At 38.7% G+C, this 13,257-nt stretch carries 15 protein-coding genes; all 15 read left to right on the top strand.

What is annotated here, in order from left to right:
* Window positions 1–130: 130 nt before the first annotated feature.
* The 15 genes from HMPREF3108_RS05280 (at window position 131) to HMPREF3108_RS05210 (ending at window position 13,203) form a co-directional block, all read left to right on the top strand.
* On the top strand, window positions 131–1,405 hold the full coding sequence (locus tag HMPREF3108_RS05280) for a DUF2130 domain-containing protein (RefSeq protein ID WP_070493620.1): 1,275 nt from the start codon (window positions 131–133) through the stop codon (window positions 1,403–1,405).
* Window positions 1,406–1,430: 25 nt separating this feature from the next.
* On the top strand, window positions 1,431–2,678 hold the full coding sequence (locus HMPREF3108_RS05275; protein ID WP_070493615.1) for a glutamyl-tRNA amidotransferase: 1,248 nt from the start codon (window positions 1,431–1,433) through the stop codon (window positions 2,676–2,678).
* Between the two features lie 28 nt (window positions 2,679–2,706).
* Complete coding sequence (gene truB, locus HMPREF3108_RS05270; RefSeq protein WP_070493612.1) at window positions 2,707–3,585, top strand: tRNA pseudouridine(55) synthase TruB; 879 nt, start codon at window positions 2,707–2,709, stop codon at window positions 3,583–3,585.
* 22 nt (window positions 3,586–3,607) lie between these two features.
* On the top strand, window positions 3,608–4,525 hold the full coding sequence (locus HMPREF3108_RS05265; RefSeq protein ID WP_070493609.1) for a bifunctional riboflavin kinase/FAD synthetase: 918 nt from the start codon (window positions 3,608–3,610) through the stop codon (window positions 4,523–4,525).
* Window positions 4,526–4,614: 89 nt separating this feature from the next.
* Window positions 4,615–5,016, top strand: a complete 402-nt coding sequence (locus HMPREF3108_RS05260; protein WP_012000464.1) for a Spx/MgsR family RNA polymerase-binding regulatory protein — start codon at window positions 4,615–4,617, stop codon at window positions 5,014–5,016.
* Window positions 5,017–5,019: 3 nt separating this feature from the next.
* Window positions 5,020–5,298 carry a UPF0223 family protein gene (locus HMPREF3108_RS05255; RefSeq protein ID WP_061601958.1) on the top strand — a complete coding sequence of 93 codons (279 nt, stop codon included), beginning with the start codon at window positions 5,020–5,022 and terminating at the stop codon, window positions 5,296–5,298.
* Window positions 5,288–6,061, top strand: a complete 774-nt coding sequence (locus tag HMPREF3108_RS05250) for an inositol monophosphatase family protein (RefSeq protein ID WP_061601959.1) — start codon at window positions 5,288–5,290, stop codon at window positions 6,059–6,061. Before HMPREF3108_RS05255 ends, HMPREF3108_RS05250 begins: the two co-directional genes overlap by 11 nt.
* Window positions 6,062–7,366, top strand: a complete 1,305-nt coding sequence (locus HMPREF3108_RS05245; RefSeq protein WP_070493606.1) for an RsmF rRNA methyltransferase first C-terminal domain-containing protein — start codon at window positions 6,062–6,064, stop codon at window positions 7,364–7,366.
* Window positions 7,367–7,462: 96 nt separating this feature from the next.
* Window positions 7,463–8,344: a phosphate ABC transporter substrate-binding protein PstS family protein gene (locus tag HMPREF3108_RS05240; RefSeq protein ID WP_061595723.1), complete on the top strand. Its 882-nt coding sequence runs from the start codon at window positions 7,463–7,465 to the stop codon at window positions 8,342–8,344.
* On the top strand, window positions 8,341–9,258 hold the full coding sequence (gene pstC / locus HMPREF3108_RS05235; RefSeq protein WP_061595724.1) for a phosphate ABC transporter permease subunit PstC: 918 nt from the start codon (window positions 8,341–8,343) through the stop codon (window positions 9,256–9,258). The genes HMPREF3108_RS05240 and pstC overlap by 4 nt, the downstream gene beginning before the upstream one ends.
* The gene (pstA, locus tag HMPREF3108_RS05230) at window positions 9,248–10,132 is read left to right on the top strand and encodes a phosphate ABC transporter permease PstA (RefSeq protein ID WP_008808748.1); all 885 of its coding nucleotides are present in this window, start codon (window positions 9,248–9,250) and stop codon (window positions 10,130–10,132) included. Before pstC ends, pstA begins: the two co-directional genes overlap by 11 nt.
* Before the next feature lie 10 nt (window positions 10,133–10,142).
* Complete coding sequence (gene pstB, locus HMPREF3108_RS05225) at window positions 10,143–10,946, top strand: phosphate ABC transporter ATP-binding protein PstB (RefSeq protein WP_008808747.1); 804 nt, start codon at window positions 10,143–10,145, stop codon at window positions 10,944–10,946.
* A gap of 50 nt (window positions 10,947–10,996) precedes the next feature.
* Window positions 10,997–11,755: a phosphate ABC transporter ATP-binding protein PstB gene (gene pstB / locus HMPREF3108_RS05220; RefSeq protein ID WP_048779510.1), complete on the top strand. Its 759-nt coding sequence runs from the start codon at window positions 10,997–10,999 to the stop codon at window positions 11,753–11,755.
* Window positions 11,756–11,776: 21 nt separating this feature from the next.
* On the top strand, window positions 11,777–12,430 hold the full coding sequence (gene phoU / locus HMPREF3108_RS05215) for a phosphate signaling complex protein PhoU (RefSeq protein ID WP_048779513.1): 654 nt from the start codon (window positions 11,777–11,779) through the stop codon (window positions 12,428–12,430).
* Between the two features lie 152 nt (window positions 12,431–12,582).
* On the top strand, window positions 12,583–13,203 hold the full coding sequence (locus tag HMPREF3108_RS05210; protein WP_048779515.1) for a hypothetical protein: 621 nt from the start codon (window positions 12,583–12,585) through the stop codon (window positions 13,201–13,203).
* The last annotated feature ends 54 nt before the right edge of the window (window positions 13,204–13,257 follow it).

The following is a 13,257-nucleotide window of genomic DNA, read 5'->3' as shown; positions in this document are numbered from 1 at the left end:
TATAGTACACTGTTTTATCAAACAAGTCAAGGGGAATTTGAAGCAAGCCTTAGAGAATTAGCCCGAGTTTTTCATTTATAACAAGGAATGGTATAATATAATGGAGAATTTTCATGAAAGAGGATAATCCATGAACGAAATCAACTGTCCCAACTGTGGGGAAGTCTTTACAGTAAATGAAAGTCAGTATGCAGAACTCTTATCACAAGTGAGAACTGCTGAGTTTGATAAGGAACTGCATGATCGGATGAAGCAGGAACTGGCCTTGGCTGAGCAGAAGGCCATGAATGAGCAACAGTCTAAACTAGCTCAAAAAGACCAAGAAATCGCTCAATTGCAGAGTCAAATCCAAAACTTTGATACAGAAAAAGAACTCGCTAGGAAAGAAATAGAGCAGACAAGTCATCAAGCCTTATTGGCCAAGGACAAGGAAGTACAGGCCTTGGAAAACCAATTGGCTACCTTGCGTTTAGAGCATGAAAACCAACTGCAAAAGACCCTTTCTGACTTAGAAAGGGAGCGTGATCAGGTCAAAAACCAGCTCCTCTTGCAAGAAAAGGAAAATGAGTTATCTCTGGCTTCTGTCAAACAGAATTACGAAGCACAGCTCAAGGCAGCTAGTGAACAAGTCGAATTTTATAAGAATTTCAAGGCTCAACAATCCACAAAAGCTATCGGTGAAAGTCTGGAACAGTATGCTGAGAGTGAGTTCAATAAGGTTCGCAGTTTTGCCTTCCCAAATGCTTACTTTGAGAAGGATAATAAGGTCTCTGCTCGTGGTTCTAAGGGGGACTTTATCTTCCGTGAATGTGATGAAAATGGTGTCGAAATCATTTCAATTATGTTTGAGATGAAAAATGAAGCAGACGGGACAGAGAAGAAGCATAAGAATGCCGATTTTTACAAGGAATTGGACAAGGACCGTCGCGAGAAAAACTGCGAATATGCTGTTTTGGTGACCATGTTAGAAGCAGATAACGACTACTTTAACACAGGCATTGTTGACGTCAGCCATGAGTATGAAAAGATGTATGTGGTTCGCCCTCAATTCTTTATTCAGTTGATTGGTCTCCTGCGAAATGCTGCGCTTAATTCTCTAAAATACAAACAAGAACTAGCCTTGGTTCGGGAGCAAAATATCGATATTACGCATTTTGAGGAAGATTTAGATGCCTTTAAGAATGCCTTTGCCAAGAACTACAACTCTGCTTCGACCAACTTTGGCAAAGCTATCGATGAAATCGACAAGGCCATCAAACGGATGGAGGAAGTCAAAAAGTTCCTAACCACATCTGAAAACCAACTTCGCCTTGCCAACAACAAATTAGAAGATGTTTCAGTTAAAAAATTGACCCGAAAAAACCCAACCATGAAAGCGAAGTTTGAAGCATTGAAGGGAGAGTGAGATTACCTTAAAAACAGGAGTTTATATGAAAAAATCTTTGAAATTCTCGGATATTTATATTGCTTATTTACCATTAGTTGTATTTTTTCTTAATCTCCTATATGGTCTTTTAAATATTGAAGGCGTAGGCGATACTGACTCAAGATATAATTTAATCTTTGCTATTTTTGGATTTATTCCAACTATATTCGGTTATGGAATTAGCTTTATAGCCAATCTTATCGTAGGTATATCTTATGTGCGAGGATCAAATAATAAATCAAAACGTATTGGTGCTTTTCTATTGATCGGGAATGTTTTTTTAGCAATTTTTCTAATGTTTTTGCTAAGATTTAAGATGATCGTTTCCTTTGACTTTATAAAAGATCTTGACCTTTGGAGTTTCATTTTTTCATTATTTTTATTTCCGTATTTAGATTGGATTTATCAGAAGGAAGACTATAATCCAAAATTAAGGCGTAAGTTACTTATTATATTTTTGATTGGGATTTTTTCTCCACTTATAGGAAGTAGAATTCAAATCCACTTTAGAAATAATGCTAAAGTTCAACAATTAAAAGAGTTTTATTCTTCTAGGAAAATGAATTATGATGTCGCTCTTAAAAGCGTAGAAATAAAAAGCAACGTTTCAGATATTAGTATTTTTGATGTATCGGATAACGGAATAACTATTCAAGTAGGTGCTAAGTATATTCGTCAAAAATTAACAGAGGTCAGTTTCATTAATGAGAATTATGGTTTTAAAGAATTCTTGAGGCTTTCTGTATCGAGCCAAGAAGCTCAGACGGTTCTGAATGATTTTAAATCAGCTGTAGAAAGTGCAATACAAAAGAAAGGCTATGATTTAGTCGTTATTGATGATAAAGAACAGCCATTAGCTAGCCCTGGTTTTAAAATATCAAGTTCATATAGAATAACTCCATTAATAAAAGAAAAGGCTCTTCAAAATCAAAATTCATTCAGTAAAGAAAAACAAGCTTTTAGAGGATATGCGACTCTTTCTGTTAAAGACTTTATGAAGGAGGGAGCTCTTTCGTTGCATTTAACACTTAGCAAAAGCAACCTATTGGAACTAGATGATATTGATTTTTCAAGCCTTCCGGATGGATATTACAACATAAACGCTGACTACTTTTCGGTTGTTAATGGAAAGTATAAACGGATTGAAAAGGATGATAATTTTGAATATATTTTACCAATTGAGTCGGGGGAACCATTTTACTCTAAGGATTTATATGATATTAAAAAAGTTGATTTAAACAATGAAGAATAGAAGTGAAAGGGAAATTAGAAAGCAATACATGAACGGAATTATCAACTTAAAAAAAGAAGCGGGGATGACCTCGCACGATGCGGTTTTTAAGCTGCGCAAAATTTTAAAAACCAAGAAAATCGGTCATGGAGGAACCTTGGATCCAGATGTGGTAGGTGTTTTGCCTATTGCAGTTGGCAAGGCGACGCGTTTGGTCGAGTTTATGCAGGATGAGGGCAAGGTCTATGAGGGTGAGATAACCCTTGGCTATTCAACAACGACCGAGGATGCTAGTGGTGAGGTGGTTGCAGAAACACCTGTTTTGTCGCCCTTGGATGAAACCATTGTCGATGAAGCGATTGCTAGACTGACTGGGCCTATTACTCAGATCCCTCCTATGTATTCGGCTGTCAAGGTCAATGGTCGCAAGCTCTATGAGTATGCGCGTGCTGGTCAGGAAGTGAAACGTCCAGAACGCCAGGTAACTATTTATCAATTTGAGCGGACAAGTCCGATTTCTTATGAGGGTGAACTTGCACGTTTTACCTTTCGTGTAAAATGCAGTAAGGGTACATATATCCGTACCCTTTCTGTTGATTTAGGAGAGAAGCTTGGTTATGCGGCTCATATGTCACATTTGACACGGACTAGTGCTGCAGGTATGCGACTTGAGGATGCTTTGACCTTGGAACAAATAGCAGAGCGAGTAGCAGAAGAAGATTATTCTTTCCTCCAGCCGCTAGAACTGGGTATCGGGGATTTACTGAAAGTCGAGCTATCAGACGAGCAGGTTGAAGATGTGAGAAATGGCCGTTTTATCAGCTTAGTGTCAGATGAAGCTGAGCTAGCTGGTTTTTATGAAGAAAAGCTGGTAGCTATTTTAGAAAAAAGAAAGGACCAGTTCAAGCCTCGCAAGGTCTTTCTCTGATAATTTATGATAGAATATAAGAATGAAAACAATCCATATTTCAAATGAAAAAGATATCCAACAAACTCAGGATACTGTCTTAGTTTTAGGTTATTTTGATGGTTTACATAGGGGGCACCAAGCCCTTTTTGCTGAGGCACGTCAGATTGCAGCAGAAAAAAAACTGAAGGTTGCTGTGCTTACTTTTCCTGAATCGCCTAAGCTAGCCTTTGTTCGCTATCAACCTGATTTGTTACTTCATCTCAATAGTCCTGAAGAAAGAGAGCAACTACTTGAAGCGCAAGGAGTTGACTACCTTTATTTGATTGACTTTACCAGCTGTTTTGCAGGAAATAAAGCAAAAGATTTTTTTGAAAAGTACGTTAAGAGACTGAAAGCTAGAGCAGTTGTAGCTGGTTTTGACTATCATTTTGGATCAGACAAAAAAGAAGCTAAGGAGCTTAGTCAGTTTTTTGATGGCCAAATTGTTATCGTTTCATCGGTAAATGAAGATGATGAGAAAATCTCTTCTACTAGGATACGTCAAGCCATTAAAGAAGGTCGTGTTGCTGACGCTACAAAATTGCTGGGCTACCCATTATCAACTAGGGGAATTGTAGTCCATGGAAATGCTCGTGGTCGAACTATTGGTTATCCAACAGCTAATTTAGCACCACTTGATCGAGTCTTTTTGCCGGGAGACGGTGTTTATGTCGTCGAAGTTGAACATAATGGTAGACGTTACAAAGGGATGGCTAGCGTTGGAAAGAATGTCACTTTTGAAGGTGATGAACTTCGTTTTGAAGCAAACATTTTTGATTTTTCAAAAGATATTTATGGTGATACGATTAAAATATACTGGCTTGATAAAATTCGGGATATGGTGAAGTTTGATGGAATTGAAAGTTTACTCAATCAGTTAAAATCAGATGAAGTCATTGCACGTGCTTGGAAAGCATAAAAGAAGTATCTGGATATAAAAAGGTCTAGTCAAGCGCTTATATTTTTAGTATAATAGAGGAAGTTATTAAGAAATAAGAAGAGAAGCGCATGATTACATTATTTTTATCACCGAGTTGTACGTCTTGCCGTAAGGCGCGTGCTTGGCTGTTAAACCATGAAGTTCCTTTCGTGGAACATAATATCATGACCAGTCCTCTATCAGCTCAGGAGTTACAACACATCCTATCACTGACAGAAAATGGAACGGACGATATTATCTCAACTCGATCAAAAATTTTTCAAAAGTTAAACTTGGATGTTGAGAGTTTATCTATATCAGAATTAATAAAATTGATTGAGGAAAACCCTTCTTTGTTGCGTCGTCCAATTATTTTGGATGCCAAACGGATGCAGATTGGTTTTAACGAAGATGAAATTCGAGCATTTTTACCTCGCAGTTATCGTCAACAGGAACTTAGAGAAGCTACTTTACGAGCTGAAATTGAATAATATATGAATAAGAACTATAGTTACCCACTAGATCTATCGTGGAGCACTGAAGAGCTTGCTTCAGTGCTTTCTTTTTTGAATGATGTTGAAAAGGCCTATGAGTCAAAAGTCTCTGCTCAGCAGTTACTGGGCTCTTATACTGTCTTTAAGGAAGTTGTTCCCAGCAAGGCTGAAGAGAAAAGAATCGGTCGTGAGTTTGAAGCAGTTAGTGGCTATTCTCTTTATCGTGCGGTTCAAGCAGCTAAAAATACAGAGAAAGGAATGATTTCTCTTGGAAAATAAATTTGCTTTTGCTAAAGATTTGGTATACAAAGCTGGTGCCTATATATTGGAACATATGGAAGAAGGCTTGGAAGTCGAAGAAAAAACTTGTGCAACTGACTTAGTAACTCAGATGGATAAAAATGTTCAGGCTTTATTGGTATCTGAAATCTTGAAACATTACCCTAATGATGCTATTTTCGCTGAAGAAGGTCAACTCAAGGAAGATATAGAAGTTGGCTCAGTCTGGGTGATTGATCCGATTGATGGCACGGCTAATTTCGTGGCACAGGGTTATGACTTTGCAGTGATGGTTGCATACTATGAGAACGGTATTGGACAATTTGGAATTATCTATGACGTTATGAGAGATGAAATGTATCACGGTGGTGGGCAGTTTGATGTCAAATGTAATGACAAAGTCCTGAAACCATTTCGCAATCACCCTTTGAAACGTTTTTTGATCGCTTCAAATGCTGGAATGCTAGAAAGAAATGACTGGGGAGTTGCAGATCTTACAAAGGACTGTCTTGGAGCGCGTGCCTATGGAAGTGCGGCTATTAGCTTCAGCCGTATTCTACAGGGGCGTTTGCTAACCTATATCACCTATCTATATCCTTGGGACTATGCTGCAGCGTCAATTTTAGGGGAAAAGCTGGGCTATCAAGTAATGACTCTTGATGGAGCTAAACCCGATTATAAGACGAGACAAGGAATTATGATGCTTCCTAAAGAAAAAAAATCTGAACTACAAGAATATATCTATCGCAGAGGAGAGAATTAAATGCGGTTTCCGACAGGTTTTGAAGAAAAATACCAGCGACTTTTAGGAAAAGAAGCCGCTTCTTTTTTCTCAACTTTTGATCAAGAGCCTATTTCAGCTTTTCGGACCAATCCTTTGAAAGAAGGGCAAGTTACATTTTCTAATCCTATTTCTGGAACCAAGTGGGGGTATTATGGTAAGGTATCAGGAAAATCACCTGAACACGTAACAGGCCTGATTTATTCACAAGAGCCTGCGGCTCAAATGGTTGCTCAAGTTGCTCATCCTCATGAGGGCATGAGGGTTTTAGATCTAGCTGCGGCACCAGGTGGAAAATCTACTCATTTGCTATCCTATCTAAATAATACAGGCCTATTGGTTTCAAATGAAATCAACAATAAACGCTCTAAGATTTTAGTAGAAAATATCGAACGATTCGGTGCGAAAAATGTCCTTGTCACTAATGAATCAGCGGAGCGCTTGGCAAAAGTATTTTCTTCCTATTTTGACTTAATTGTTTTAGATGCACCATGTTCTGGGGAGGGAATGTTTCGTAAGCAACCCGATGCCATGGATTATTGGTCACTTGACTATCCAGCTCAATGCGCTGCTCTACAAAGAGAAATCTTAGAAGATGCAGTTAAGATGTTGGCGAATGGCGGAGAGCTAGTCTATTCCACTTGTACTTGGGCTCCAGAAGAAAATGAAGAAATTGTGGCTTGGCTACTAGACGAATTTCCTTTGGAATTGGTTGACCTTCCAAAGATTAATGGGATGACTCCTGGAATAGACTATCCAGAAACAGCTCGTATGTATCCCCATCGTTTCAAAGGGGAAGGGCAATTTGTTGCTAAGTTTCGGTTTGTTGGCGAACACAAATTACCAAAGTTGAAGCCTGCTCGATCGAATTTAACCGCCGACCAGAGAAGTCTTTGGCAGATTTTCCAAAAAGAGCATTTGAAAGTAGAGCTAAAAGGTGATTTACAAACTTTTGGTGATCAACTTTATCTATTACCACTTGGTCTTCCTGATTTATCCAAAGTAAAAATAGCTCGTAACGGCCTTCATTTAGGTACCTTTAAGAAGAAGCGCTTTGAGCCAAGCTTTGCTTTAGGATTAGCCTTGCAACCTAGTGAAGTTAGGAATAAACTAGAATTAAGTCAACAAGACTTTGAAGTCTATGTAGGAGGAGAAACTCTTCAAATTAAGGAATCTCTTCCTAATGGTTGGTATCAATTGATTATTCATGGAAATGGATTAGGTTTTGCAAAATTAGCTAATCAAACATTAAAAAACTATTTTCCTAAAGGTCTTCGCTTTAGGTAAAAATCTTTTCAAAAATCTATATATATGATATAGTTGGAAATGAGGAGCAAATGCGAAATTGCAGGCTTTTCTGTCCAAACTAAAAGGAGATATAATTTGAGAACGAGTAAGAAAATAGCTTTAGGGCTGATAACCATTTTTAGTAGTTTTACTTTATCAGCCTGTGCTTCTTGGATTGATCGTGGAGAATCCATGACTGCTGTGGGTTCAACTGCATTACAGCCCTTGGTTGAGGCTGCAGCTGATGAATTTAGCTCCAACAATCTTGGAAAGACAGTAAATGTACAGGGCGGTGGTTCTGGTACTGGCTTGTCCCAGGTTCAATCTGGAGCAGTTGAAATCGGAAATTCAGACGTTTTCGCTGAAGAAAAAGAGGGAATTGATGCTTCGGCTCTTGTTGATCATAAGGTTGCTGTCGCTGGACTAGCAGTAATTGTCAACAAAGAAGTCAACGTTGATAACCTTACAACAGAGCAACTGAAAAAAATCTTTTCAGGTGAATACACTAATTGGAAACAGGTAGGTGGTAAGGACTTAGAAATCTCCATTATCAACAGAGCAGCCAGCTCAGGCTCACGCGCAACCTTTGATAGTGTGATTATGGATGGTACTTCAGCTGTCCAAAGTCAAGAGCAAGATTCAAATGGGATGGTTAAGTCTATTGTTTCCCAAACACCAGGGGCAATTTCTTATCTAGCTTTTGCTTATTTGGATAATTCAGTAAAAACGATTAGTTTGAATGGAAATAAACCGACTACAAAAAATGTAGCTACGAACGCTTGGCCACTATGGTCCTACGAGCATATGTATACACTTGGTAAGCCCAAAGGCCTAGCAAAAGAATTCCTGGATTATATGCTGTCTGATGAAGTCCAAGAAGGCGTTGTTAAGGGAATGGGCTATATTTCCATCAATGATATGAAAGTTAGTAAGGATGCTGACGGAAATGTCACAAAGATAGAAGGAGATAAGAAATGAAACGTGAAGAACTAGCTAAGAAATTGCTATCATCTTCTAAGAATTCTCGTTTGGAGAAGTTTGGTAAGTATCTGACTTTTGCTTGTTTATCTTTGATTGTCATTATCGTTGCCATGATCTTGATCTTCGTTGCTCAAAAAGGTCTTTCTACTTTCTTTGTCAACGGAGTAAATGTCTTTGAGTTCCTCTTTGGCTCAACATGGAATCCTTCCGGCAAGGAATTTGGTGCCTTACCAATGATTTTGGGATCTTTCATCGTGACCATCCTGTCCGCTGTGATTGCAACGCCTTTTGCAATTGGAGCGGCAGTCTTCATGACAGAGGTATCTCCAAAAGGAGCTCGTATCCTGCAACCTGCGATTGAACTGTTAGTTGGTATTCCATCTGTTGTATATGGTTTTATTGGTTTGCAAGTAGTTGTGCCCTTTGTTCGTTCTATTTTTGGTGGAACTGGTTTTGGTATCTTGTCAGGTATCTTCGTTTTATTCGTTATGATTCTGCCGACCGTTACCTTTATGACAACAGACAGCTTACGTGCTGTACCTCGTCACTATCGTGAAGCTAGTTTGGCCATGGGCGCTACTCGCTGGCAGACCATTTGGCGAGTAACCTTGAAAGCAGCACGTCCAGGTATTTTTACAGCTGTAGTCTTTGGGATGGCGCGCGCATTTGGTGAAGCACTTGCCATTCAAATGGTTGTTGGTAACTCTGCTGTAGTCCCAACTTCTTTAACAACACCAGCAGCAACTCTGACATCTGTCTTGACTATGGGAATCGGAAATACCGTAATGGGTACAGTTGATAATAATGTCCTTTGGTCATTGGCTTTGGTTCTCTTGCTTATGAGCTTGGCCTTCAACAGTGTGATTAAATTGATTACGAAAGAAAGGGGTAAGAAAAACTATGCACGCTAAGAAATTAGATAAATTAGCAACGAGCATTCTCTATACCATAGCAGGCATCATTGTGACCATTCTTGCCTCCTTGATTCTTTATATCTTGGTAAGAGGATTGCCACATATCTCATGGTCATTCTTGACCGGCAAATCATCTTCTTATCAAGCTGGTGGTGGTATTGGGATTCAGTTATACAATTCCTTCTTTCTTTTGGTGATTACTCTGATTATCTCTGTTCCTCTTTCTATGGGGGCTGGTGTCTATCTTTCTGAGTACGCTAAAAAAGGTCCTGTGACCAATTTTATCAGAACCTGTATTGAGATTCTGTCTTCTTTGCCATCAGTCGTTGTCGGACTTTTTGGTTATTTAATCTTCGTTGTACAGTTTGAATATGGATTTTCAATCATTTCTGGTGCCCTGGCTTTGACCGTTTTCAATTTACCACAGATGACGCGTAACGTTGAAGATAGCTTGCGCCATGTTCACCATACACAGAGGGAAGCAGGACTAGCTTTAGGGATTTCTCGTTGGGAGACAGTGATTCACGTAGTTATTCCAGAAGCTCTCCCAGGGATTGTGACAGGGATTGTCCTGGCTTCAGGACGTATCTTTGGTGAAGCTGCAGCCTTGATCTATACCGCTGGTCAATCCGCTCCAGCTTTGGATTGGTCCAACTGGAACATCTTTAGTATCACTAGTCCAATCTCTATTTTCCGTCAGGCAGAGACTCTTGCGGTTCATATTTGGAAAGTCAATAGTGAGGGGACCATTCCGGATGCAACAGCTGTATCTGCTGGGTCAGCAGCCGTTCTTTTGATTTTCATATTGATTTTCAACTTTGGTGCTCGCAAGCTCGGTAGCTATTTACATAAGAAACTAACCTCTGCATAAAGGAGAAGAAATGACAGAATATAATTGGAATGAAAAACATATCATTACTTTTCCTCAAGAAAAAGTGGCCTTAGAGACCAAGGATTTACACGTTTACTATGGTAAAAAAGAATCCATAAAGGGCATTGATATGCAGTTTGAAAAAAATAAGATTACCGCTTTAATCGGTCCATCAGGTTCCGGGAAATCAACCTATCTACGAAGCCTTAATCGAATGAATGATACCATCGATATCGCAAGCGTAACAGGAGAAATTCTCTATGAGGGGATTGATGTCAACCGTCCTGAAATTAATGTTTATGAAATGCGGAAACACATTGGCATGGTCTTTCAAAGACCCAATCCTTTTGCTAAGTCCATTTATCGGAACATTACCTTTGCTCACGAGCGGGCAGGGGTTAAGGACAAGAAAGTCTTAGACGAAATTGTAGAAACTTCACTCAAGCAGGCTGCCCTTTGGGATCAGGTCAAGGATGACTTACATAAGTCAGCTCTGACTCTCTCAGGTGGACAGCAGCAACGATTATGTATTGCTCGAGCTATCTCTGTCAAGCCTGATATCTTACTGATGGATGAGCCTGCTTCAGCCTTGGATCCTATCGCGACTATGCAGCTGGAAGAAACTATGTTTGAACTCAAAAATAACTATACCATCATCATTGTGACCCACAATATGCAGCAGGCGGCACGTGCAAGTGACTATACTGGATTTTTCTATTTGGGAGATCTGATTGAATACGACAAGACGACCAATATCTTCCAGAATGCTAAATTGCAATCAACAAATGATTATGTGTCTGGTCATTTCGGATAAGGGAATTCCATGTTGACCATAACAGTGTATAAAAATTAAGGATAGAAAAAATGACAGAACCTATTTTACAAGTCAAGGACTTGTCGGTTTATTACAATAAAAAGAAGGCACTAAATAGTGTCACTTTAGATTTTTTGCCCAATGAAATTACGGCTTTGATTGGACCATCTGGTTCTGGGAAATCAACCCTCTTAAAAGCTATTAATCGTATGGGTGATCTTAATCCAGAGGTGACGACTACAGGAACGGTTCTCTATAATGAACACAACATTTATGGGCCTAGGACTGATACTGTAGAGCTACGAAAAGAAATCGGTATGGTCTTTCAGCAACCAAATCCTTTCCCAATGACTATCTATGAGAATGTGGTCTATGGATTGAGAATTAATGGGGTTAAAGATAAGCATATCTTGGATGAAGCTGTTGAGAGCTCTTTAAAAGGCGCTTCTATCTGGGATGAAGTGAAGGACCGTCTCCATGATTCGGCTATCGGACTCTCTGGTGGGCAGCAGCAGCGTGTCTGCGTAGCACGGGTACTTGCTACAAGCCCTAAAATCATTCTTCTAGATGAGCCAACTTCGGCCTTAGATCCCATTTCAGCAGGGAAAATTGAAGAAACCCTTTACGGTTTGAAAGATCAGTATACCATGCTCTTGGTTACAAGATCTATGCAACAGGCTTCACGGATTTCAGACAAAACAGCCTTTTTCCTAGGTGGAGATTTGATAGAGTTTAATTCGACCAAGCAAATATTCCTAGAACCTGCTCATAAAGAGACAGAAGATTATATTACTGGTAAATTTGGATAAGAAGAAAGGATAAAGACAGGTATGCTTCGAGTACAATTTGAAGAAGATTTAGAGAAATTGCATAATCAATTTTATGCGATGGGAAATGAAGTGCTTTCGCAAATCAATCGGACGGTTCGTGCTTTTGTAACACATGATCGAGATATGGCTAAGGAAGTTATCGAGGAAGACGCTGAAGTCAATGAATACGAAGTGAAATTGGAAAAGAAATCTTTAGAGATCATCGCTTTGCAACAACCAGTTTCACAGGACTTACGGACAGTTATCACCGTACTAAAAGCAAGCTCAGACTTGGAAAGAATGGGTGATCATGCTGTATCTATTGCTAAGGCAACCATTCGCATGAAAGGTGAAATTCGCATTCAGTCTGTCGAGGAAGAAATCAAGAAAATGGGACGTGATGTGAAAAACTTTGTTGAATCAGCCTTGGATCTTTATCTGAATGGAAGTGTAGATCAAGCTTATGAAGTGGCGGCAATGGACGAAAAAATTAATCATTATTTTGAAAGTATTCAGGAATTAGCGACAGAAGAAATTCGCAAGAATCCTGAATCCATCGTAACTGGTCGTGATTATTTCCAAGTAATCAATTATTTGGAACGTATTGGCGACTACGCAAAGAACATTTGCGAATGGGTTGTCTACTTCGAAACAGGTAAAATTGTTGAAATGTAATGTTATAAAAGATGCGATTTATGTCGCGTCTTTTTTTATATATGAAGCTATATAAGAGGTCTGTTTTTCATTGGATCTTAAGCTTGACTATGATACACTAGTAGAATATACGAAAGGCAATATTTTCATAGCAAAGAATTTAGGAGACGAAAATGAAGAAAAAAATTTTAGTTATTATCAGTATCTTGTTTATTTCTCTTTTAGCTGGCTTTGTTTATATGACTCAATTTTACAGCACAACAGGTTTAGACCGAAAGGAAGAAAAAATCATTAAACATGGTTTTCGTTTATTAGAAGAACAGATTGGGATCTACATCAAAGAAAACTACTCAGGAATTTCTAAAATAGAATTCTCTCCGATTTTCATCCAAGGTGGTAAGGACAATCCTCCATTCACAGCGGACGTTCTGCCAGTAATTTATGATGAAGAAGGAAATAGAGCTGTTTTAGGAGGACAAATAGGGAAAACTGGTTATCCTTCTTATGGAATACTCTCAGGATTACTTTTAAATTTTGACCATAATGATAATGAAATTATTGAATTAGAAGATTCCGGAAAGGGTTTAGGAGTTGAAATAGATGTAAGTAATGCTAAAACTTTACCGGAAGAAGCGAAATTAACACCTCCAATTAAAGGAACAGACGATAACATTGATGCTTTGGTAAAAGATGGTCAGTTGAAAAATGTCATCAAAAGTGATGGTGGAAGTCCTAAAGCAAAAATAAATTATAACCTTGAAATTGAAAGAGGAGAATATTGGAAATATAAATAGGCTTTGAAAAGAAAAACGATACTGTTATTCTTAATATCACTACCCAGAGGAAAA

This window comes from Streptococcus sp. HMSC10A01, assembly GCF_001807785.1.
Classification (GTDB): Bacteria; Bacillota; Bacilli; order Lactobacillales; family Streptococcaceae; genus Streptococcus; species Streptococcus gordonii.
The sequence above is the reverse complement of the archived record's forward strand: the minus strand, read 5'-3'. Positions and strand labels throughout refer to the sequence as shown.

Bases quoted from the DNA above. Each gene is read 5' to 3' on its own strand.
- pstA (WP_008808748.1), top strand. From the start codon at position 9,248: ATGCACGCTAAGAAATTAGATAAATTAGCAACGAGCATTCTCTATACC.
- HMPREF3108_RS05255 (WP_061601958.1), top strand. From the start codon at position 5,020: ATGAATAAGAACTATAGTTACCCACTAGATCTATCGTGGAGCACTGAA.
- pstB (WP_048779510.1), top strand. From the start codon at position 10,997: ATGACAGAACCTATTTTACAAGTCAAGGACTTGTCGGTTTATTACAAT.
- HMPREF3108_RS05210 (WP_048779515.1), top strand. From the start codon at position 12,583: ATGAAGAAAAAAATTTTAGTTATTATCAGTATCTTGTTTATTTCTCTT.
- HMPREF3108_RS05245 (WP_070493606.1), top strand. From the start codon at position 6,062: ATGCGGTTTCCGACAGGTTTTGAAGAAAAATACCAGCGACTTTTAGGA.
- HMPREF3108_RS05260 (WP_012000464.1), top strand. From the start codon at position 4,615: ATGATTACATTATTTTTATCACCGAGTTGTACGTCTTGCCGTAAGGCG.
- truB (WP_070493612.1), top strand. From the start codon at position 2,707: ATGAACGGAATTATCAACTTAAAAAAAGAAGCGGGGATGACCTCGCAC.
- HMPREF3108_RS05275 (WP_070493615.1), top strand. From the start codon at position 1,431: ATGAAAAAATCTTTGAAATTCTCGGATATTTATATTGCTTATTTACCA.
- pstC (WP_061595724.1), top strand. From the start codon at position 8,341: ATGAAACGTGAAGAACTAGCTAAGAAATTGCTATCATCTTCTAAGAAT.
- HMPREF3108_RS05265 (WP_070493609.1), top strand. From the start codon at position 3,608: ATGAAAACAATCCATATTTCAAATGAAAAAGATATCCAACAAACTCAG.
- pstB (WP_008808747.1), top strand. From the start codon at position 10,143: ATGACAGAATATAATTGGAATGAAAAACATATCATTACTTTTCCTCAA.
- HMPREF3108_RS05280 (WP_070493620.1), top strand. From the start codon at position 131: ATGAACGAAATCAACTGTCCCAACTGTGGGGAAGTCTTTACAGTAAAT.
- phoU (WP_048779513.1), top strand. From the start codon at position 11,777: ATGCTTCGAGTACAATTTGAAGAAGATTTAGAGAAATTGCATAATCAA.